The organism is Streptomyces sp. NPDC037203 (assembly GCF_055605065.1).
In genome coordinates, this window is sequence record NZ_JBVJUC010000001.1 from 1 (window position 1) to 19,754 (window position 19,754).

Annotated in this window: 20 protein-coding genes and 3 pseudogenes; 10 read left to right on the forward strand and 13 right to left on the reverse strand. The window is 68.0% G+C overall.

What is annotated here, in order from left to right; genetic code table 11:
- Window positions 1–182: 182 nt before the first annotated feature.
- The gene (locus ACZ7EC_RS00005; protein WP_471055465.1) at window positions 183–653 is read right to left on the reverse strand and encodes a hypothetical protein; all 471 of its coding nucleotides are present in this window, start codon (window positions 651–653) and stop codon (window positions 183–185) included.
- Between the two features lie 517 nt (window positions 654–1,170).
- Between ACZ7EC_RS00005 and ACZ7EC_RS00010 the strand changes: the two genes are divergently transcribed.
- Window positions 1,171–2,934 (forward strand): pentapeptide repeat-containing protein, encoded by a 1,764-nt coding sequence (locus ACZ7EC_RS00010; RefSeq protein WP_471055467.1) that lies wholly within the window; start codon window positions 1,171–1,173, stop codon window positions 2,932–2,934.
- 272 nt (window positions 2,935–3,206) lie between these two features.
- Here ACZ7EC_RS00010 and ACZ7EC_RS00015 read toward each other — a convergent pair whose 3' ends face one another.
- Window positions 3,207–3,806: an NAD(P)H-dependent oxidoreductase gene (locus tag ACZ7EC_RS00015; RefSeq protein WP_093682069.1), complete on the reverse strand. Its 600-nt coding sequence runs from the start codon at window positions 3,804–3,806 to the stop codon at window positions 3,207–3,209.
- A gap of 511 nt (window positions 3,807–4,317) precedes the next feature.
- Between ACZ7EC_RS00015 and ACZ7EC_RS00020 the strand changes: the two genes are divergently transcribed.
- Window positions 4,318–5,322, forward strand: coding sequence for an AraC family transcriptional regulator (locus tag ACZ7EC_RS00020; RefSeq protein WP_471055471.1), 1,005 nt, complete (start codon window positions 4,318–4,320; stop codon window positions 5,320–5,322).
- Here ACZ7EC_RS00020 and ACZ7EC_RS00025 read toward each other — a convergent pair.
- A complete protein-coding gene (locus ACZ7EC_RS00025) occupies window positions 5,314–5,454 on the reverse strand; it encodes a hypothetical protein (RefSeq protein WP_471055474.1) in 141 nt (46 codons plus the stop codon). The genes ACZ7EC_RS00020 and ACZ7EC_RS00025 overlap by 9 nt on opposite strands.
- Window positions 5,455–5,466: 12 nt before the next feature.
- On the opposite strand from ACZ7EC_RS00025, the gene ACZ7EC_RS00030 reads away from it, so the two are divergent.
- The 3 genes and pseudogenes from ACZ7EC_RS00030 (at window position 5,467) to ACZ7EC_RS00040 (ending at window position 6,677) form a co-directional block, all read left to right on the forward strand.
- A complete protein-coding gene (locus tag ACZ7EC_RS00030) occupies window positions 5,467–5,781 on the forward strand; it encodes a hypothetical protein (RefSeq protein ID WP_471055476.1) in 315 nt (104 codons plus the stop codon).
- A gap of 271 nt (window positions 5,782–6,052) precedes the next feature.
- Window positions 6,053–6,307: pseudogene (locus ACZ7EC_RS00035) on the forward strand (IS5/IS1182 family transposase); the annotation flags it as partial.
- Between the two features lie 127 nt (window positions 6,308–6,434).
- The gene (locus tag ACZ7EC_RS00040) at window positions 6,435–6,677 is read left to right on the forward strand and encodes a transposase family protein (protein ID WP_471057744.1); all 243 of its coding nucleotides are present in this window, start codon (window positions 6,435–6,437) and stop codon (window positions 6,675–6,677) included.
- Window positions 6,678–6,734: 57 nt separating this feature from the next.
- Here the strand turns inward: ACZ7EC_RS00040 and ACZ7EC_RS00045 are convergent, their stop codons facing one another.
- Window positions 6,735–7,802, reverse strand: coding sequence for a pentapeptide repeat-containing protein (locus tag ACZ7EC_RS00045; RefSeq protein ID WP_471055479.1), 1,068 nt, complete (start codon window positions 7,800–7,802; stop codon window positions 6,735–6,737).
- Window positions 7,803–8,238: 436 nt separating this feature from the next.
- On the opposite strand from ACZ7EC_RS00045, the gene mdlC reads away from it, so the two are divergent.
- On the forward strand, window positions 8,239–9,810 hold the full coding sequence (gene mdlC, locus ACZ7EC_RS00050) for a benzoylformate decarboxylase (RefSeq protein WP_471055481.1): 1,572 nt from the start codon (window positions 8,239–8,241) through the stop codon (window positions 9,808–9,810).
- Window positions 9,811–10,092: 282 nt separating this feature from the next.
- Here mdlC and ACZ7EC_RS00055 read toward each other — a convergent pair whose 3' ends face one another.
- The 3 genes from ACZ7EC_RS00055 to ACZ7EC_RS00065 are packed head-to-tail and all read right to left on the reverse strand — an operon-like array spanning window position 10,093 to window position 10,979.
- Window positions 10,093–10,467, reverse strand: a complete 375-nt coding sequence (locus tag ACZ7EC_RS00055; protein ID WP_471055484.1) for a fluoride efflux transporter FluC — start codon at window positions 10,465–10,467, stop codon at window positions 10,093–10,095.
- Window positions 10,464–10,751 (reverse strand): fluoride efflux transporter FluC, encoded by a 288-nt coding sequence (locus ACZ7EC_RS00060; RefSeq protein WP_471055486.1) that lies wholly within the window; start codon window positions 10,749–10,751, stop codon window positions 10,464–10,466. Before ACZ7EC_RS00060 ends, ACZ7EC_RS00055 begins: the two co-directional genes overlap by 4 nt.
- A gap of 12 nt (window positions 10,752–10,763) precedes the next feature.
- Window positions 10,764–10,979, reverse strand: coding sequence for a hypothetical protein (locus ACZ7EC_RS00065; protein WP_471055488.1), 216 nt, complete (start codon window positions 10,977–10,979; stop codon window positions 10,764–10,766).
- 373 nt (window positions 10,980–11,352) lie between these two features.
- Here ACZ7EC_RS00065 and ACZ7EC_RS00070 point away from each other — a divergent pair, with 373 nt between their 5' ends.
- Window positions 11,353–12,180 (forward strand): alpha/beta fold hydrolase, encoded by an 828-nt coding sequence (locus tag ACZ7EC_RS00070; RefSeq protein ID WP_471055491.1) that lies wholly within the window; start codon window positions 11,353–11,355, stop codon window positions 12,178–12,180.
- Between the two features lies 1 nt (window position 12,181).
- Here the strand turns inward: ACZ7EC_RS00070 and ACZ7EC_RS00075 are convergent.
- The 4 genes and pseudogenes from ACZ7EC_RS00075 to ACZ7EC_RS00090 all read right to left on the reverse strand — a co-directional run.
- Window positions 12,182–12,853 (reverse strand): annotated as a pseudogene (locus ACZ7EC_RS00075) (helix-turn-helix domain-containing protein); the annotation flags it as partial.
- On the reverse strand, window positions 12,850–14,028 hold the full coding sequence (locus ACZ7EC_RS00080) for a Cmx/CmrA family chloramphenicol efflux MFS transporter (RefSeq protein ID WP_471055493.1): 1,179 nt from the start codon (window positions 14,026–14,028) through the stop codon (window positions 12,850–12,852). The gene ACZ7EC_RS00080 and the pseudogene ACZ7EC_RS00075, both read right to left, overlap by 4 nt.
- 367 nt (window positions 14,029–14,395) lie before the next feature.
- Window positions 14,396–15,238 (reverse strand): SDR family NAD(P)-dependent oxidoreductase, encoded by an 843-nt coding sequence (locus ACZ7EC_RS00085; RefSeq protein WP_471055495.1) that lies wholly within the window; start codon window positions 15,236–15,238, stop codon window positions 14,396–14,398.
- A 40-nt stretch (window positions 15,239–15,278) separates the two neighbouring features.
- Entirely contained in the window at window positions 15,279–15,635 is a 357-nt protein-coding gene (locus ACZ7EC_RS00090; RefSeq protein ID WP_471055498.1) for a nuclear transport factor 2 family protein, read from the reverse strand.
- Between the two features lie 102 nt (window positions 15,636–15,737).
- Here ACZ7EC_RS00090 and ACZ7EC_RS00095 point away from each other — a divergent pair, with 102 nt between their 5' ends.
- Window positions 15,738–16,256: a winged helix-turn-helix transcriptional regulator gene (locus ACZ7EC_RS00095; RefSeq protein WP_471055500.1), complete on the forward strand. Its 519-nt coding sequence runs from the start codon at window positions 15,738–15,740 to the stop codon at window positions 16,254–16,256.
- 572 nt (window positions 16,257–16,828) lie between these two features.
- Here ACZ7EC_RS00095 and ACZ7EC_RS00100 read toward each other — a convergent pair.
- A complete protein-coding gene (locus ACZ7EC_RS00100; RefSeq protein WP_471055503.1) occupies window positions 16,829–17,512 on the reverse strand; it encodes a polysaccharide deacetylase family protein in 684 nt (227 codons plus the stop codon).
- A gap of 606 nt (window positions 17,513–18,118) precedes the next feature.
- On the opposite strand from ACZ7EC_RS00100, the pseudogene ACZ7EC_RS00105 reads away from it, so the two are divergent.
- Window positions 18,119–18,352, forward strand: a pseudogene (locus tag ACZ7EC_RS00105) (hypothetical protein); the annotation flags it as partial.
- 409 nt (window positions 18,353–18,761) lie between these two features.
- Here the strand turns inward: ACZ7EC_RS00105 and ACZ7EC_RS00110 are convergent.
- On the reverse strand, window positions 18,762–19,070 hold the full coding sequence (locus ACZ7EC_RS00110) for a hypothetical protein (protein ID WP_471055505.1): 309 nt from the start codon (window positions 19,068–19,070) through the stop codon (window positions 18,762–18,764).
- A 146-nt stretch (window positions 19,071–19,216) separates the two neighbouring features.
- Here ACZ7EC_RS00110 and ACZ7EC_RS00115 point away from each other — a divergent pair, with 146 nt between their 5' ends.
- Window positions 19,217–19,621: a winged helix-turn-helix transcriptional regulator gene (locus ACZ7EC_RS00115; protein ID WP_471055508.1), complete on the forward strand. Its 405-nt coding sequence runs from the start codon at window positions 19,217–19,219 to the stop codon at window positions 19,619–19,621.
- Window positions 19,622–19,754: the final 133 nt, after the last annotated feature.

Below are 19,754 nucleotides of genomic sequence, written 5' to 3' on the forward strand. Positions count from 1 at the left end.
CCTTCGACCGGCCTGTGGTTTCCGCTGCGCTCCAGCCACCTTCAGGGTGCCTGTCAACTCCCGTGCCGCGCTAAGCGCGGCACGCCTGCGGGCCTTGCGGCCCGAGCGGCAGCAAGGGGAGGGGTGCGTGACGCCTTGTCAGGAGAGCGCGGGGTGGTCGGCCTGGCAGCCGGCCGGGGTGGTTAAAAAACGTGCCTGCCGAGGTCCCGTCTCATCGCGATCCGCAACTCCGCCAGCAGCAATTCCCACTTGTCACGGGCTTGTATGTACTCCTGACTGGTGTGGAGTGCTCCCTCCTCCACACGGTCCCTTAGATCTCGCAGGGACCGGAACACGGCAGTCGACGCCTCGACGACTGCCCTGGGCGCCACCACCGCGATCTGGTAGCGCAGTTCGTAGGCATTCCCTTCGTGGAACGCCTCGGCTGCCCTGCGGGCCCGTTCTTCCGCTGACAGCCCAGCCGGCCTGGCAGCCATCCGCAGGTGATTCCTCGTCCTGGCAAGAGCGGCCAGGTAGTCCCCGTACAACTGCTGCCGTGCACTCCGGTCCTTGTCTTCCCTGCCTCGCCTGGTCCGTATCTGATCTGTTGCCAGCGTGGACGCGATGCCGATGACAGCGCCCAGTGACGTGCTCACCAGCGGTCCCCAGTCCATGGCGGGCATCCTACGAGACCTGCGCCGGTGCGTGCAGCGGCACACCACAACAACCGATAAGGATGCATCAAAATGCTCGTGCGCTAAACTCTGGACTCAGACTGGGGCTCTAGCGGGAGGCCGTGGCAGCCCGGTAGGCGACCGCGGTCGCGGATCGCACCACCCGAGCCCCGCCATGCGGCTGCGCTGCTACGTCGACCTGCGCCAGACCCTCGGCACTCAGACACCCCGAACCGCATAGCCCCTGCTGGGCCACCGCGGCCCGAGCGTCGCCGGCGTATGGCTGACAAGCCAGGTCACCCGCTTGGCCCTGGTCCGGCGTGGAAGGCATGGGCGGTGACGTGGACGCTGCCCGAGCCGATGCTCAGCGCTTCCGTGCCCAGCCCGGATCTGCGACCGGGGTGGGCGGCGGAACCGAAGTGGGACGGTTCTCCAGACACTGCAATGTGTCTCATCGAACGAACCCGGTCGGTCGAAGCAACCGCAACTTCTCGCCGCACGGTAGCTGGTTGACAAGGTGTCGGTCGCAACAGGGGAGGTGTCAGGCGCACCGAGCGATGTCGGTCTCTCCAGCAACCGCTTCTCGGAGCGGGCCGTCTCCGTAGACATGGCTCCCTCCGACACGCCAGACCCCACTCCGCCCCGTTGGCGGCACTGCGACCACGCAAACGAGGCTGGAACGCCAGCCGAATGCCACGGCAGCACGGTTGCACCGTACGGCCGATGTCTGCAGCATCTCGATGCTGCTGATCGAAGCGCCTACCTCACGAGCCTGTCCCCTGGCAGCAACGTCGACCACCGCGGCACGACTTTCAGCCCGGCCCTGCTCAACGAGCTACTCACCGCGGTGCGGGATCCCGTCACCGGGCGACCCAAGTTCGGCCACGCATGGTTCGCCCAGTCAACGTTCTCCGGCGACGCCTGGTTCGTCAACGCCATGTTCACCGGCCAGGCTCAGTTCAGTATGGCGACGTTCATGGATCGGGCCGCCTTCCACGGAGTGTCCTTCACCAGCAGTGCAGCCTTCGACAGGGTGACGTTCGTCGGCGTTGTCTCGTTCGCTCGGGCGACGTTCACCGGCAGCGCCCTGTTCGGCGCTACCTTCAGCGACGCCGCCTGGTTCGGTGAGGCAACGTTCCACCGCGGCGTCGACTTTCGGGGGTCCGTCTTTGAGAAGGCGACACAGCTCGGGCCGTTGGTCTGCGCTGGAAGCGTCAATCTGTCGGTCACGGAATTCCGTGCCCCGATGACTGCCGAGCTGGCCGCGCACCGGGTGCTGTGCTTCCGTACGCGGTGGTCAGCGACCGCCACTCTGCGACTGCGCTATGCCACAGTGGACCTCACCGACGCAGTTTTTGAGCACCCACTCAAGATCACGTCGGCTCGTACCGCCTTCAGGGGATCCTCGGACAACACCGCGTACGAGGCGCGACTGATGGGCCTGGCCTCTCGGGCGAAGGTGGCCTCGATCAGCGGGACCGATGCGGCCCATCTCGTGTTGAGCGATCTGGATCTCTCCGCATGCCAGTTCGCAGACACCTTCAATCTCGACCAGCTTCAAATGGACGGCGATTGTTCCTTCGCCCCGGCGCCAAGCGGTGTGTGGCGCCGCGGAGCGCGACTGACCAGGTGGACATCGCGCCAGACACTGGCCGAGGAGCACCGCTGGCGGTTCAAACGCGGGCAACCCGGCTGGACCGCCGCCCCTGACTCTGGCATAAGGCCAGAGACGGTGGGGCCGGCGGAACTGACGCGAATGTATCGCCAATTGCGCAAATCGTTTGAGGACGCCAGAAACGAGCCGGACGCTGCGGATTTTTACTACGGCGAGATGGAGATGCGCCGACTGGACCCGGCTCGTCCCCGCAGGGAACGACGCCTGCTGGCTTTGTACTGGGCGATCTCCGGCTACGGGTTGCGGGCCTTCCGTGCGCTGGGCTGGCTACTGACCGCCATGATCGCCACCGTGCTGTTGATGATGCTGTGGGGCCTACCCAAGGACGCCCCCAAGCCGCAGAGCACCGGGACACTAACCGGCCGACACCTCACCTTCAGCACTGACACCCCCGATCCCGTCAACCCAGAGGGGCCAGTTACGGCCCGTCTGACCGCACAGCGTTTCGACAAATCGTTGCGCGTGGTGATCAATTCGGTGATCTTCCGCTCCTCCGGCCAAGACCTGACCACGGCTGGCACCTACATAGAAATGCTTTCCCGCATCGGCGAACCAACGCTGCTGGGCCTCGCCGTACTGGCCGTTCGCGGCCGGATCAAACGGTAAATACCCCACTGGGCGACCGTCTGGCCTCCGTGTCCCTCTGCAGACGGACAACAGGATGCCTCATGAGACACAGCCAAGTCTGGAGAAGGACGGGTGCCGGGCGCTGCGGTACGGCGGCGGGTGTCGTCGGCGCGGGTGAAGGAGGCGAGCCGGTCCAGGTTCTCTGGTGTGCGCAGCCACGTCGCCGGGTCGGCCGTGCGGCCCTCCAGGTCAGCAGTCGGCGCCCCTGACTGTTCTGCCGCAACATCTCGCCGGTTGGTGTCTGACCTGCCTCATTCCGTCAGGCGCGCATGGATGGCATCGCTGATGGTCCGCACCGCACGGTCAACATCTCGCACCGTTGTCTCGGGGGCGAGCTGTTCGGATTCGTAGATGAACGCGGTGGAGCCGCGCCGGCTGCCGCAGTAGTCGACGATTCCGTGCTCGATCTGCGTGCGCAGTGCGTTCTCGTATCCGTGGCGCTCGTAGGCACCGGAGTCGTCGCCGGCGATGGGTAGAAGATGTGTGGTGAGACCCTGCAGTTTCGGCCGCAGGCCGGAAACCGGGGAATGTTCGAAGGCCCAGCCGTTGACGAAGACACGGTCGATCCACCCCTTCAACAGTGCGGGCATCGACCACCAGTACACGGGGAAGACCAGCACGAGATCGGTAGCGCGCTTAAGACGACGATGCTCAGCCATGACGTCAGCCGGGTAGTTGCCGCCGTCGTGGTAAGCCCGACGATCCGCCGGAGTGAACCGGGGGTCGAACCGCTCCTCGGCCAGGTCGGCAATCTCGACCGAACCGGGTTGAAGCGCTGCTTCAAGTCTTCCCAGCACGTAATGCGTCAGGGACCGGGGGTCCGGGTTGGCGGCGACCAGCAGGGTATGCATCGAAGGCTCCAGTTACGTGAAGAACGGACGTCTACAGGTGGTGTGGTTGTGCAGGATGGCGTGCGGTGCTCCGTCTCCCGGAGCCCAGTACGCCAGGCCGGGCGCGTGGGACTCAGCACCGCCGGGCTTCCGTTGCCGTCGCCCGCAGGACGAAGGCAGAGCAGGACCAGGCGCCGCACACCGGCGGCCTCGGCCCGCGGCACGAAGTCGTGCACCGGACCGGGCACGGGCGGGGGCATCAGGTAGGCGGTGGTGACGCCCTGCAGGGCCTGGTCCCAGCCGGCGGGGTGGAACCAGTCGAACGGGTCGTGCTGGAACGGGATGCGGCGCGTATGGACGTGTCGCGCAGCCGCAATCGGGCGGTCACCCGCCAACCGGTGTTGCCCGTCGCGCCGAGGACAAGAGTGATGTCGTTGCTCATGACAGCGATCCAACGGTACGGATCCGGACGGTTCCATAGGTGATAAGCCAGATCACCTGGGTGATCGTCTGAATCGTTTAGTCTTTGCGGGTGGATGCTTTCGGCGACCTGCTGCGCGGAGTGCGGGCCCAGGGCTCGTTGTTCGGCAGCTCGTCCCTGACCCCGCCCTGGTCGCTGCACTTCGTGGACGGTGCGCCGCTGACCTTGTGTACCGTCCTCTCCGGGGGCGGCTGGATCGTTCCGGAGCGCCGCCCGCCCGAGCATCTGCGCGTCGGCGAGACAGTGATCGTGCGGGGACCCGCGCCATTTCTCTTCGTCGACGAGGTGGGCACTCGGGCCGAACCCGTCGAGTGCGGTGCGTTCTGCTCGACGCCCGAGCAGGGCGGGACCCGGCACCGGCTCGGCTGGCACGACGCCGGTAACGGTGGGGACGACACGACGACCCTGGTCGTCGGTGCCTATCCGGTGCGCGGCGAGATCAGCCGCAGGCTGCTGGACGTGCTGCCCGTCGTCCTGCGCGTGGGCTCCGGCGGCGGGCCCGACCCCGTGTGGGACCACCTCGCCGCCGAGGTCGCCGCCGACACACCGGGCCAGCAGGTCGTCCTCGACCGGCTGCTGGACTGGATGCTGGTGTGCGCGCTGCGCGAGTACTTCGACCGGCCCGACGGTACTCCGCCGGGCTGGTACTCCGCAGGGCGCGACCCGGTGGTGGGTGGCGCGCTGCGCCTGCTGCACGAGGAACCGGCAGCGCCGTGGACGGTTGCCTCGCTGGCCAGCCGGACCGGGGTCTCGCGGGCCACGCTGGCGAAGCGGTTCACCCAACTGGTCGGCGAACCGCCGCTGACCTACCTCACCCACTGGCGCATGACGCTCGCGGCGGACCTGCTCACCGAGCGCGAGACGGCGACTGTCGCGGAGATCGCCCGCACCGTGGGCTACTCCGACGCGTTCGCGTTCAGCGCGGCGTTCAAACGAACCCGCGGCATCAGCCCCAGCGCGTATCGGCGCACTGCGACGAGCCCACCCCCGCAGCCGGCCGGCACACCCCGGCCCGGCATCGCATTCAGCAGCTCGGGGCCGTGCTGGTCACCGTGACGCTGGACGCTTCCCGAGCTGCTGGAACGGATCACCGCGCGGCGGACGGAGCTGGACGAACTCGAAGAACAGCTGGCCAAGCAGCTGGCGGATGTGCGGGCCGAGCGGGATGAACTCGCCGTCGCCGAACATGTCCTTGAGCGGATGAGCGAACAGCTCGCCGACGAACGCGCCTCGGCCGCGCCGACGTCTGGACAGGTGGGCGGACGAGCGGTGATGCTGATCCCGCACCGCGCGCCGGACATCGAGGAGACCATGCTCCCGCCGGACTACCAGCGCATTCTCACCGCCGTGCGGCAGGCCGCCGGACCGGTGATGGCCCGGCAAGTCGGCGACGCGCTGGGAATCGACGTCAGCGTGCGGTCCAAGCTGGAACCACTGCGCGGAAAGCTGGTCAGACTCGTCGACCGCGGCTGGCTGCGCAAACTGCCCGACGGCCGGTTCACCACCCGCCTGTGACCTGCCCCGCCGCCCGGAGCGGCGCGGGCGTAACTGGGGTGCCACCGGCGGCCGTTGGAATTGTGTGACGAAAACCAAAAAGCACGCCGAGGACGCCTGCCCGCTTGTCTACCAGTGCCGCCTGCCGCTGTCCACGCGCACCATCAACCACCTCGCCGATCTGTTACGGCGTCACCTGAAAGTGATCCGGTCCAGGTGGCGGATCCTGCCGCCCGAGAAGATCGTGGTGATCGTCCTGGCCGTGCTGCGCCACGACCAGCGCCTGGCCGACATGGCCGGCGGCAACAACTTGTCCGAGTCCACCGTCCGCCGCTGGCGCGACGAGCTGGTCGCCCTGCTCGCCGCGCAGGCGCCGCGCCTGGACCGCGCCCTGAAGAAGGTCGCCAGGCAGGGCGGAGAGGTGGTCCTGATCGACGGCACCCTCATCGCCACCCAGCGCCGTACCGGGAAGGCCGACCGGCGCAACTACTCCGGCAAACACCACCATCACGGCCTGCACTTCCTCGCCCTGACCGACGAGAGGGGCCGGCTGATCTGGATATCCGCCGCCCGGCCCGGCCGCACCCACGACAACACCGCCGCACCAGGACCACGTCCTGGCTCACCTGCGCGCCGCCGGCCTCGGGGCGCTGGCGGACCTCGGCTTCCGCGGCCTGGACAACGACGTACTCGACCCTGTCATCGTCACCGGCTTCCACGCCAGCCGCACCCACAAGCTCACCCCTGGCCAGAAGACCGCCAACCGCGTCCTCGCCATCGGACGTGCACCGGTCGAACACGGCTTCGCCCACCTCAAGAACTGGCGGATCCGCACCAAGCTCCGCACCGACCCCGCCCGCGCCAACCACCTCCTGCGCGCCCTGCTCGTCCTGACGAACCTCGAAGTCAACCGCTGAGGTGACCTCGATCGCTGCCGACCGACCGAAGCGTCTCCGAGGAAGAATCGCACTCGATCACCGATTGACCGCCTCGCACATCGCGATACGGTTCTGGACCTCGGCCTTCGCGGCCACTGCTGCTGGCAGTCTTGTCGACCGGTAGATTCGCGCTTTGGCGACTTGAAGGGGTTCCAGGTACCCATGCCGGGACTGTCTGTTGGTCACGGCAAGATCTGCCTCCCTCAAGTCCGCGCGCATAAGGTCCGCATCCCTGAGATCCGTGTACAGGAAGCTTGCCCCGCGGAGCACGGCACCGCTGAGCTTGGCTTCTCGAAGATCAGCCGCCTCCAAGTCTGCGACCTGGAGGTCGGCGCCACGCAGATCCGCGCCACGCAGATCCGCGCCTTTCAAGTCGGCGAAACGGAGATTTGCCCCGCGAAGGTCCGCCATGCTCAACACTGCGCCGCGAAGGCCAGTCCCTTCGAACCTAGCCTCCCTCAAGTCCGCAGCTCGCAGATCTGCCTCACGCAGATCGCCTCCCCGGAAGTCCATGTTGCGCAAATCGACCCATTCATCGGACAGGTTTCGTTTTGGCCTTCTGGCGATCACAGACAATGCTGCCCTCACGTCCTCGGACAGGAGTACCGGCGGGGGATCCGTGCTTGCGTTCGCAGAGTCCGTCGGCTGGTCATCTGCCGCCGCCTGGTAGGTCCGTATGTACGCGGCAAGGACGCTCACGATCGTCGCGTGGTCCTTCGCGGAGTCGTGCATGATGCGCTGCAGGGCATAGATCCCCCCGAGCCGTTCGGTGCGGTTGGCGGAACCCAGCAGTTTGATCGCCTCCACGTAGCGATCGGTGACCTGCCCTTCGCGTTCGATCTCGGCTTGCACTCGGTCTTTGTCCCGCGTGTGCTGCAGCGTTCGATGCGTGTAGTACAGGCCGATCGCTGCTAGGACGCCGGCCCCCAGGGCAGCCAGCGTGGTGCGGAAGCCAGTGATCACCACGCCGTCTGCCGGCTCAAGGCCCCGCGTGCGCAGGTGGCTTCCGTCCAACCACCAGGGGCCACGCCATAACAGCAGCGAATAGCCAAGAACCACAGTGCTGACGAGTAAAACGCCCCCGAGCCGCTTCACCAACTTCATGACGGACATCATGTCGGCGTCGTGTCTCCGACGAGATCGGTTCCCCCGCATCCACGCGAACCTGACGGATGATCTACTCCTCAGGCAACTGCCCACGAGTAGCAATAGCGTCCCCGGAGCCGGTCACACCAGCCTCGTGACCTGCGTCTTCAAGTTGGCGGAGGCTCAGTGCACGGCATCGTCGGCGGCGCACCGGTGCGTCCGATGCACCGCACGGACTGGCCCCTACCGGACTCGGCGGCCGACCGACCGTGAAGGGTCTCCCCGCTTGGACGCGGTCGAACGCGGCCTGGACCGGTGGCGTGGGGTCGGCCGCCCCTTGGGATGGCGGGACACGCCTCCCCCTGGACAACAATGTCCAGATTGTTACTCAATAATGCAGATTGTGTGGGCGGGGTCCTAGCGTCACGACTACTCTGTGTGAGGGACGATTGCCGTGGTTTCTGTCAGCGACGCCTTCTATCGGGTGCTGCGCCATCATGGTGTGACGGCCGTCTTCGGGAATCCCGGCTCTAACGAGCTGTCGTTTCTGACCGGCCTTCCGGACGACATTCCCTACTACCTTGTCCTCCAGGAGGGCGCTGCGATCGCGATCGCCGACGGCTATGCGCAGGCCTCCGGCACGATCGGCTTTCTGAACCTGCACGCCGCCTCGGGCACCGGCAACTCGATGGGATGCATGACCAACACCGCGGACTGCCACACACCGATGGTCATCATGGCGGGGCAGCAGGCACGCCGGTACGTACCGGTCGGGGCGATGCTCACCAACGTCGACCCCGTCAAGCTCGGCGACCCGCTGGTGAAGTGGTCGGGCGAGCCACTGCGGCCGCAGGACGGCCCGGCACTGGTGTCAAAGGGGCTGATGCTCGCGAACTCGGCCCCTCGTGGCGTGGTGTACCTGTCCGTCCCCCTGGACGACTGGACGCAGCCGGCCGAGGACGGCGCCCTCGAACTGCTCGCCCAGCGGGAGGTCCTAGGGAACCCGGTGTTGTCACAAAAGGCCCTGGACACTGTGGTCGAGGCGCTGAACGATGCCTCGGCGCCGGCTCTCGTGCTGGGGCCGGGCGCCGACACCGAGGAAGGGTTCGACGCAGCGGTCGCACTGGCCGAGCGCGCCCGGCTGCCCGTCTGGATCGCGCCCAGCCCGCCCCGCTCGCCGTTCCCGACCAAGCACCGCTGCTATCAGGGACAACTCCCCTCAGCAGCAGGCGCGGTCGCGGACATCCTGGATCAGTACGACACGGTGGTCTGCTTCGGAGCGCCGGTCTTTCGCTACCACGCTCCGAGCGACGACGATTTCCTGCGGCCCGGCGTGAGCGTGCACGCCGTCACCGACGACCCCGACGAGGCAGCCCGTGCCCCGTTCGGGCGCATCGCGATCGGTGACCCGTCTGACGCACTCGTGCGGGTGGCCGCGGCGGTGGCCGAAAGCGACCGCGCCTGGCCGCCGACCCGCACGCTGCCCGAAGCCGACACCAGCGGCCCGCACTTCACCGCGGAGGCGATTCTCGACGCGATCGAACGGGGCAAGAGCGACGACACCGTCATCGCCCTGGAGTGGACCTCCTCCGACGAACTCCGGGACCGCCTCACCATCACCCGCGCCAAATCGCTGTTCTACTGCGCCGCCGGAGGCCTGGGCTGGGGCCTGCCAGCGGCCATCGGACTGAAACTGGGATGCCCGGAGCGTCCCGTCGTTGCACTGATCGGCGACGGCGCCATGCAGTACACGCCAGCGGCGCTGTGGACCGCAGCGCGCCACCAGGTCGACGTCACGTACGTCGTCTGCACCAACACCAAGTACCGGGCGCTCGAGGAGTTCTCCGAGCTGCTGCACGTCCCCAAAGGCGAGTACCTCGACATCTCCGGCCTCAACGTGCTGGACATCGCCCGTGGCTACGGCCTGGAGACGCACCGAGCGGAGTCCTTGGACGACCTCACCGACTACATCCGGCAGGGGGCGACCGCGAAGGGCCCTCGCATGGTGGAGATCCTCCAGCGTTGAGCGTGGCGTGAGGAAGTCGCCTACTGCCGCCAGGACCGGCATGCGCCGTCGCACGAATGGCGCAGCAGGCGAACCTCGGCGTCTTAACCCACGATCACCGGCTCAGCACAGGCTCTTTCGAGGCTGTGCTGAGCTCGTCCGCCGGATTGCCGAGGCACAGCCCCAGGTCATTGATGGGCTGCGGGCCCGGCCCCACCGCGGGTGGCTGCGACGTCAACCGGGCATCCGTCGGCCAACGCCGGCCTTGGGACCGCTACGCGGCGACACGATCGGAACGGCTCATCATCCCCACACCTGGTGCCCGATCGCTGTGCCGGCCCAGGCCAGCAGTACCCCGGCTGCGACCGAGGCGCCGATGTAGGCGGCGGCCAGGAGCGAGAGGCGGGTGCGGACGAATCCGGTCGTTTCCCAGGCCAGTGTTGACCATGTCGACAGTGCCCCGCGGAAACCGGTCGCCAGGACGGACTGGATCCACGCCTGCGGCAGCCGCATCTCCAGCGCGAAGCCCAGCAACAGACTCGCGGCCATGTTGACGGCGAACGTGCCGACCGGGAGCGGGCGCCTTCCGGTGGACTTTGCGAGCAGGCCGGCCCAGTAGCGAGCTGGCGAGGCCACCGCAGCGCCCAGAGCAAGCCGGCCCCAGTCAGGGCCGGTCACGACGGTCTTTCGCTGCTGCGAACAGGTATCAGCCGCACCGTCAGTGCCCTTCCGCCCGCGCAGGCGACGAGCGCGTCGGCGACCGTTACGGCCGCGTAGAGAACGCCGGTGCCGGCGTGGCCGTTGCCCAGCAGCCTTTGGGTGTCGGTCGCGAAGGTGGAGAAGGTGGTGAAGCCGCCCAGGAAGCCACTGCCCAGAACCGGGCCGCCCCACACCGGTGAGCGCCGCAGCCGGTGCAGAGCAGCCATCAGAACGCCCGTGGCGCCGCACCCCGCGATGTTCACCCCGAAAGTGATTCAGGGAAAGCCGACGGCGAGGTCGCTGCCCAGTTCTCCGACTCCGGCACGTGCGATCGCACCGGCCGCACCGCCTACGGCGACGAGCGCGGTCATCCACAGGGCGTGCAGTCCGGCGGTGCGCGGGTGGCGGAACACCCGAGGGAACAGCATCCGGCGGCCTGCCGCGGGCACGAGCGACTCAGCCGCGTCCGCAACTCCGGTGGCATCGGCCATGTCGCGTCAGCGCCTCCCCAGTCAAGGTGGTGACAGGTCCTCCGAACGACGAGGTCGGCCTTACCCGGCGAGAAGCTGTTCTCTGCGTGACATTCCGTGCCCGAGTCCCTGGACCTCTGCTGAGGCCACGCGCAAGCCCCAGTTCGCTCGCCTTTTGTCCGCACGCAGGGACTGATCCGCGGATTCCAGTCTCGACGCGCCGGATCGGCACTGCTCGATTAGGGTTGGCCCAGGGCTTTGTGCCGAGAACCTGCTGGTCAGGAAGGTTGTCAGAGGTGCTGGCTTCGGTTCTGTGGCGCTGCGGCTGAGCCCCTCGTGAAGTGTGAGCGCGTCGGAATCGTGCTTTCCCAGCGGATCGAGAAGGACAAACGACATGCCGTACGCACAGGCGAAAGATGGCACGCAGATCTTCTTCAAGGACTGGGGCAGTGGCCAGCCCGTTGTGTTCTCCCACGGGTGGCCGCTGACCGCGGACGCCTGGGACCCACAGATGAAGTGGATGGCCGACCACGGGTTCCGGGTCGTGGCCCACGACCGTCGCGGCGGGGGACGTTCGGGTCAGCCCTGGGAAGGCAACAACCTCGACACCTACGCCGACGACCTGGCCGCCGTCATCGAAAAACTCGACCTTCACGACGCCGTCCTGGTCGGACACTCGACCGGAGGCGGTGAGGTCACGCGGTACATCGGCCGCCACGGGACGGGCCGGGTCGCCAAAGCAGTGCTGGTGGGGGCCATTCCTCCGTTGATGCTGAAGACGGAGGCGAACCCCGAGGGCCTTCCTATCGAGGTCTTCGACGAGATCCGTGAGGGTGTCGCCAAGGACAGGTCGCAGTTCTACAAGGATCTCAGTGCCCCCTTCTACGGCGCGAACCGTGATGACTCCACGGTCACGCAAGGAACCCGCGACCAGTTCTGGCTGTGGAGCATGACGGTGGGCATCAAGGGCGCCTACGACTGCGTCAAGGCGTTCTCCGAGACCGACACCACCGAGGACCTCAAGAAGATCGACGTCCCCACGTTGATCGTGCACGGCAGCGACGACCAGATCGTGCCCATCGTGGCCTCGGGCGACAAGAGTTCCAAGCTCGTCAAGGGAGCGGTGTACAAGGTATACGAAGGAGCCCCGCACGGCCTCGCGATGGTGCCCAAGTTCGCCGAGAAGTTCAACGCCGACCTGCTGGACTTCGTGCGGAGCTGAGAGCCTCAAACGCGCGGGCGCGGCTGGGAAACGCCACGGTGGTGGCGGCCTTTTCGTCGGCAAGGGGCTCGGTATAGGCCAGGCGGGAGAATCCGTCGACGGCAGAGTGCAGGTAGACGTACCCGCTCTTGGCCCCACCGGTCTTTGCGCGCTGTGCGGCCCTGGCCTGTTCGGAGCCGCGTCCGTGGGCCGGCCCGCCACCCGCCGCCGTCGGGGACACGCCCGACCTTCTTGACGTCCAGGTGGACCATGTGGTCCGGGTAGCGGGCGACGATCCGTTTCGGACGCCTGTTGGTCGAGCCGTCGGGGTCGAGGAAGCGGCACTGGTTGATGCCCAGGCGCGCCAGCCACCGGCCTACGGTGCGTTCGCTGATCCGCACGCCTTGGCTCGCGAGTTCAAGGGTGATCCGGCGGGCGGACCACTTGTTGTCCCGCGGCAGCTGCTCGATCCGTTCGACGACATCGGGCGGGATCTGGGTCGGTGAAGACCGCGGGACGCTCGGACGGTCCTGCACCCGACGTCGCCGTACGTGTCGTACCGGTTCTTCCACTTGGACAGACAGGCGCGGGAGACACCGGCCTCGGCGGCGACGTGCGCGACCGGACGGGTGCGGCAGCGCTCCACAAGCCGTCGGCGTCCCTCGATGTTCAAGGGCGCGTTCGCATGTGTCACCGCAGCACCTCCGTGTTCCGGCCGGCCGTGATGACGGAGAGGAGGGGAAATGCGATGAGCAGCGCGACCGCGACGAGAAGCCCGCTTGTCCAGAGCGGTCCGAGGGCTCCGGCTTCGGTGCCGAGCGTGGCTGCAGCGGCGACGGGGCCGACGGCTGCGCCCGCGTTCAGCGCCGCCGTCGCATACGAGCCGGCCATCGTGGGGGCTCCCGCAGCCTCGTAGAGGACCCGTGTGATCAGCGTGCTGCCCAGCGCGAACGACAGCGCGCCCTGCACGAACACGAGGGTGAACAGGGCGGCCGGCTCGTTGGCCAGCACCGCCAGAGTGGGCCAGCCGATGAGCAGCAACGGACCGGCGATCGCGATGACCGGGCCGGGGCTTCGGTCGGACAGCCGTCCGGCGACGGTGACGCCCACGAAGGAACCGGCACCGAAGAGCACCAGAGCGACAGAGACCCACAACTCGCCCAGCCCGGCGCTGTCGGTCACCACGGGGGCAAGGAAGGTGAGGCTGCCGAAAGTTGCCGCGTTCACCAGCGCGCCGAGCAGCATCACCAGGATCAACCGAGGCCTGGCGAGCTGGGCGAGCTCCGCTCGCAACGCCGGCCTGCCGGTCGCATCGTCCTCGTCACGTCCTGCGGGGATGCCTTTCAGAATACCGAGGGCGGCAGGCAGGCAGAGAGCGGCGACTGCCCAGAAGGTGGCCCGCCAGCCGAGTGCCGTGCCGAGCACTGACCCACCGGGGACACCGGCGACCGTGGCCACCGTCGTGCCCGAGAGCAGGACGGCCAGTGCGCGTCCCTTCCTGTCGGGTGAGACCACAGTGGCCGCAGCCGTCAGAGCGACGGCGAGGAACCCCGCGTTCGCGACTGCGGCGACGACTCGGGTAGCGAACAGGATGGGGAAGCTCGTGGTGACGGCGCCCAAGGCGTGAGTTGCCGCGAAAACGAGGACGAACCCGAGAAGGGCCGGGCGCCTGGGCCAGTTGCGGGCAAGCACGGCCACCAGAGGCGCGCCGACGATCATGCCGATCGCGAAGGCCGAGGTGAGCACGCCTGCTGTCCCGACGGTGACGTCGAAATCCGAGGCGATGTCCGGCAAGAGGCCGGCGAGCATGAACTCCGAGGTGCCCATGGCGAAGACCGCCATGGCAAGCAGGTACAGCGGGAGAGGCATCGAGTGGCTCCGAGGTGAGGAGAGGCACGAGAAGGTCATCTCGTCACCGCGGCCAGCCCCGAACGCAAAATCGTCCCACCACAGAAAGCGGGGCGAGACAGGGCTACGAGCTCAGTGGTTCAGGGGGCTGACGGCGTGACCGAAAGCCCCCACCTTGTCTGACTCAGGACTCGACATGGCCCGCACGCTACCCGACCGACGCCCGTGAAGCATCCTGCTTTCCCAGACATCGGCCTGCGTCACCAACGTCCTGTCCCGCAACACCTGGTTGACGGAGGGCGTGCCGCCGAAGCGAACGGGTCGCCGAGGACGCGGACGCACGTCCCCGCGGATGTCAGCGGTTGATGTCCCCGCGCCTACAACCTCTTCAGATGGCCTGGGGGAAGTCGGCGCTGCGCGAGGCGGCTTCAAAGGCCCGCAGCTCTGCCGCCATGTCCGTCAGCTGCCCCTGGATGGCGTCGTATCCGTCGGCTCCCAGGACGATGCGGTGGGGCGGGGCGGGGCTGTCCATCGCGTCCAGGACGGCGCGTACTCCGCGGTGGGGATCTCCGGGCTGTCGGCCGTCCTGTTCGATCATGGTGGAGCGGACGGATTGGATCAGGGGCAGATAGGCGTCGACGGTCTCGTTCACCGCTTCGTCGGCAAACGAGGCGTAGGCGTGCGTCCGGAAGGCACCCGGCTCGACGGCCAGGACCTTGATCCCGAACGGGGCGACTTCGTGGCGCAGCGCGTCGGTGAGGCCTTCGACGGCGTACTTGGCGGCGCTGTAGTAGCCGAACCCGGGCACGCTGCGCAGGCCGGCGACGGAGGACATGTTGACGACCCATCCGGTGCCGCGCTCACGCATGCCCGGCAGGACGGCGCGGAGCATCTGTGTGACGGAGAAGAAGTTCAGCTCGAAGGAGGCCCTGACGTCGCCGTCGGGCGTGCCTTCGACGGAGCCGTACCATCCGCGGCCGGCGTTGTTGACCAGGACGTCGATACCGCCGAAACGGTCTTCGGCGGCCTTGACGGCCTCCTGGACCTGCTGTGCGTCGGTGACGTCCAGGGGGTGAACCAGCACCCGGTCGCCGTGAGGGGCGGCCCAGTCGTCGAGCAGGTAGGGGCGGCGCGCGGTAAGGACGATGTTGTCTCCTCGTTCCAGGGCGGCGTCGGCGTAAGCCATTCCGAATCCGCCGGGGGTGCCGCCGGTGATGAACCAGGTCTTCATGTGGGTGGTGCTCCTGTGAGGGTGGGGTGGGGGCGGCCGGTCAGGGGGCGATGCTCAGTTCGCCGATCAGTCCGTCGGCCAGGGTGAAGCGGTAGCGCAGGTCGACCCTCCCGCCGGGGAAGTCCCCTTCGAGGCGCTGGTGGACGGTGTACTGGTCGGCTGCGTCCCGTTCGGCACCGAGCAGCGTGGTGGTGTACGTGTACTCGGTGTCGGTCCGTCCGAGCCAGCCGGTGATGGCGTCGGCCCCTTCGTAGGTCTGCCCGTCGTCTGTGACGGTGGCCTGCGGCGCGAAGGTCGTCGCGGCGGCCGAGGCGTCCTTGGCGGCGCGGCCCGCCAGGTAGCCGGTGATCGCCTCGGGCAGGTCGGCGGGATCGATCGATGTCGGGTGCTGGGTCATGAGCTCTTCCTCCGTGCGGTGTCCGCGCATGGATGCGGGATCCGGCTACTGCTAAAATAGAAGCTAGTAACTTCTACGTTAGCAGTAACTTCTGGAGGTGGCATGCCGAGCCGCATACGACTGGAGGACCGGGAGTGTCCGCTGTCGACGACGGCGCAGCACGTCGGCGAGTGGTGGACGCTGCTGATCCTGCATGACGCCTTCGACGGCTACACGCGCTTCGATCAGTTCCAGCAGAACCTGAACATCTCCACGAGCATGCTCACCGCACGACTGAAGACGCTGGTCGCGGACGGGCTGCTGGAACGACGCCTCTACCAGGACAGGCCGGCTCGTTACGAGTACGTGCTCACCGAGCGCGGCAGGTCACTGCGGCCGGTGATCGTGGCTCTCGCCGCCTGGGGGAACAGGCACCTGGCGCCGCAGGAGCGATCGATGATCCTCGTGGACGCCGCCAGCGGGGAGGAGGTCGAGCCGGTCCTGGTCGACGCTCGCACGGGAAGACGCCTCGACGACAGCGAGGCGTTCGTCTTCACCGCCGGCCCGGCCGCGAGCACCGCCATGCGCTCGCGGTACAACGAACTGCGCGGACAACCGCCGAGCGCGACCGACACGCAGTAGGCATGTCCCGCGCGAGTGTTCGGCGGGGCCCAGTTCAGTCGAGCTGCCTCCGGGTGCCGAGCTGGCTCGACGTGGTCTCTGCAGAGCGAAGAACGGTTGAGGACCGCACCCCGCAGTGAGGTCAGCGCCCCCGTCGTCGGGGGCGATCGCAAGGAGACCGATCAATCCCCCAATCAGAGTGAAGCTGACCGGTGGTGCCATCCCGCCTCCCTGCAGGTTGGAACCCGATATCGCTTCCAACCTGCACAACGAGCAACCCGGTGAACCTATGCGGTCACAGCACTAGGTCGTGTCCGCAAAGTCAGGGCAGCCAGAGTTGTAGGCAGGCGATGGTGACCAGGGCTTGGTAGTGGCGGGCGCCGCGAGATCCGTGCTGAGAGCACGCGCGAGGCGATGACGGCCCATCAACCGGACACCACGTCCGCCGGCGCTCCCACGGCATCGCCGCTGACAGGTCCGGCACCAGGCCCCGTCAGCCGCGCCTAATCCCAGCACCGAGCGGTCCGCCGTCCCCCGTCGGCGGACCGCTCACCGCATGCCGTCAACGCGAGCCGGCATCCCAGGCACCCCCATCAGGCTGCGGACCCGACATGGGTGCCGTAGTCGTACCCAAGAGAGCCGGTATGACGTGGCCGATGCTGAGGATGTGGCGGGATCAGAATTCTCGGGCCGTGGTGGTAGACCACGCCGGGCCAGGTTCCCCCACTCCCGGCGAGCAGCTGGGGGACAGTGACGAAGGTGTAGCCGCGGCCAGCCAAGTCGGTGAGGATGAGCGGAAGCGCCTTCGGGGTGCGTGCGTACCGGTCGTGCAGAACGACGATGTCGCCTGGGCGTACGCGGTTGATGACCCGCTGCTCGATGGCCTGAGGTGTAATCCTCTTCCAGTCCTGGGGGTCCACACTCCACATCACCACGGCCAGTCCCACGCGCCCGGCTACGGCGCTCACACGCGCGTTGTAGGCGCCGAAAGGTGGCCGCAGCAGCCGCGGGCGGTGGCCGGTGACCGAAGCGATGTCCCGCGCCGCGCCGTCAAGCTCGGAGAGAATCCTGGCCGAAGAGACAGCTGTGAGGTGGGGGTGAGTGACGGTGTGATCGCCGATCGCGTCGCCGTCACGCTGCTCGCGCCGGACCACCGCCGACCGCAGCAGAGCGTGGGGGCCGATCACGAAGAACGTCGCCACGGCGTGGTGGGCTTCCAACGCTCGAAGGATGGGCGGCGTGTACTGGGTGGGGCCGTCGTCGAAGGTCAACGCCACACACCTGACAACCGCGCACTCGCCACCAGGAGCAGCCGCCGCGGACGCTGCGGACGGCATACCCACAGCCGCGAACTGGACCGCCACGAAGATGGCTAGAACCCCTCTGCTCGCCGCGCGACGCGGTCGGCGAGGGACACTACGGGCCCGCATCCTCTCAAGGCTATACCCGCGGTGCGGCCTCGCCCAGACTTCGCAGTGGTGATCACACAGCCGCTCCACCAGCCCGGAAGGTGCGGTGGCGCGTTCAGTCGTCATGTGCAGCGGATGACATCCGGAGCGGCGTATTCCCGCAGGGGAAGGTGGCAACAGCGATGGTCGGTGCTTCCGCCGGCGCCGACGGCACCGTCGCGCATGGAACGAGAGGCACCTCCAGGACGACTTCCGGGGTCTCGTACGTCAGCCGCGCGGCGGCGGGCTGCTACGGGCGGCGCGGGACGGTAACCCGGACCTCCGCCAGGACGATGCCCGTCGCCGGGTCGCGGTGCACCGAGACGTACCGGCCCCAGTCGGCGTCACCAGCCGTGGGCCACCCTCCGGCCCACGGGGCGTCGGTGGTCTCCGACTCGATCCCGACGAGCGGGCCACCCGCGAAACGAACAATCAATCGGTGGCGGCGCGGCGGCGGACCGCATCGCGGAAGCGCTCGGCACCCCGAATGTGATCGGCGAGAAGGCGAACGTGACGGCGTTCGTGGTGCGGCGGTTCGTCGACCGCGGCCTCTTGGTAGACCTGAGCGCGAACCCGGACGGGACGCTGCACCACCCCGGTCAGGCCGCCGAGGTATGCCGGCGCGAGGACCTGGCGGACCTGGTCGCCGCCGACGCCGCCGCCACACCGCCGCGTCGGCGCCGTGCTCCTGGAGCTGCCCCAGAGTGGTGACCACGACGGGCACCGACTGGCTGTAGTCCCGCGCGGTGACCGCCTTCTCGTAGGGGGTGTCGTACCGGCGCGGCGCCCAGTAGCGGCGGCCGGCCTCCTCCAACACGGCGACCACGTTGGCGACCTTCGCCTCGGTGGTGTCCGCGAACACGAACGCGAGTGGCACCAGGCCCTCCCGGCCGGTCGGCGGGTAGACCCGGCGCCACAGCCGCTTCTCGTGGCCGACCAGCTGGTCGAGCGCGTCCGGCCGAAAGCGGACCAGGTCCACGGTGTGCTTGTCCGCGTCCTTCGGCAGCAGCCGGCCCCACTCCCAGTACCGGCGCAGCTTGGCGACCAGGGCGTGCGCCTCCTCCGTACAGCGGTCGATCTACAGCAGCAGCACCAGCACCCCGGCCTCCGGCGCCCGCACCACCAAGTCGGCCCGCTGCACGAAGGCGTTGCCGAGCCGGTGACCGATCCCGGCGCGGTGGAGTTCGGCGGCCGTCGAGGTGACCGCCGCGGCGTGATCGTCGTAGCCGGTGCCGAGCAGCTCCCCCGTGACGGGGTCGTACTCCTGCTTGCGTAGCACCGAGACCTGTATGCCCTTCGGCTCCCGCAGTTGCTTCGCCTCGCGGTGCCCTCTGGCGGTGAGCACCCACACCTGCCGCTGGTCCTCCTGCACCGACTCGATCCTCACCAACTGGTGGTCCTCCAGGTCCAGGAGAGTGTCCCGCGTGGGCGGTCGTCCTCTCCGGACGTACCGCAGGGTGGTATACAGGAGGTACTGGATGGGACAACCCTGGACAGGTGGCTGTAGACGATGTGTGAGTGGGCATGGCGGAGATGGTGACAAGGCCAGACAGCGCCTCGGGGATGTTGCGGGAGGTGCTGGCCACGGTCGGCGACAAGTGGTCGGTGACGGTGATCTGCCGGCTGTCGGACGGTCCGGTGCGGTTCAACGAGTTGCGGCGCCGCACCGAGGGGATCACGCAGCGGATGCTAAGCCGCACCCTGAAGAATCTGGAGCGCGACGGGCTCGTGATCCGGACCGTCTACCCGAGTGTGCCGCCGCGGGTGGAGTACGCGCTGACCGAGTCAGGCGACTCCCTGCACACGGTGCTCTACGACCTGGTCCAGTGGACCGAGGACCACTTGGAGGGCATCGTGCGGGCTCGTGCCGCGCACGACAGCAGCGCGGCGGGTTCACAAGACGACGACGGCGCGTCCCGTGATGCCGCCGCGGCGTAGCCGTCACAGGCGCCCGGTACGTCCTCGAACGCGAACCGCTCGACGGCGGGGGCGAGGCGGCCGGTCGAAGCGAGGGCCACGACGTCGGCGAGCTCTCCGCGCAATCCCCAGAAGGACTGGCGCAGGCTCGCCT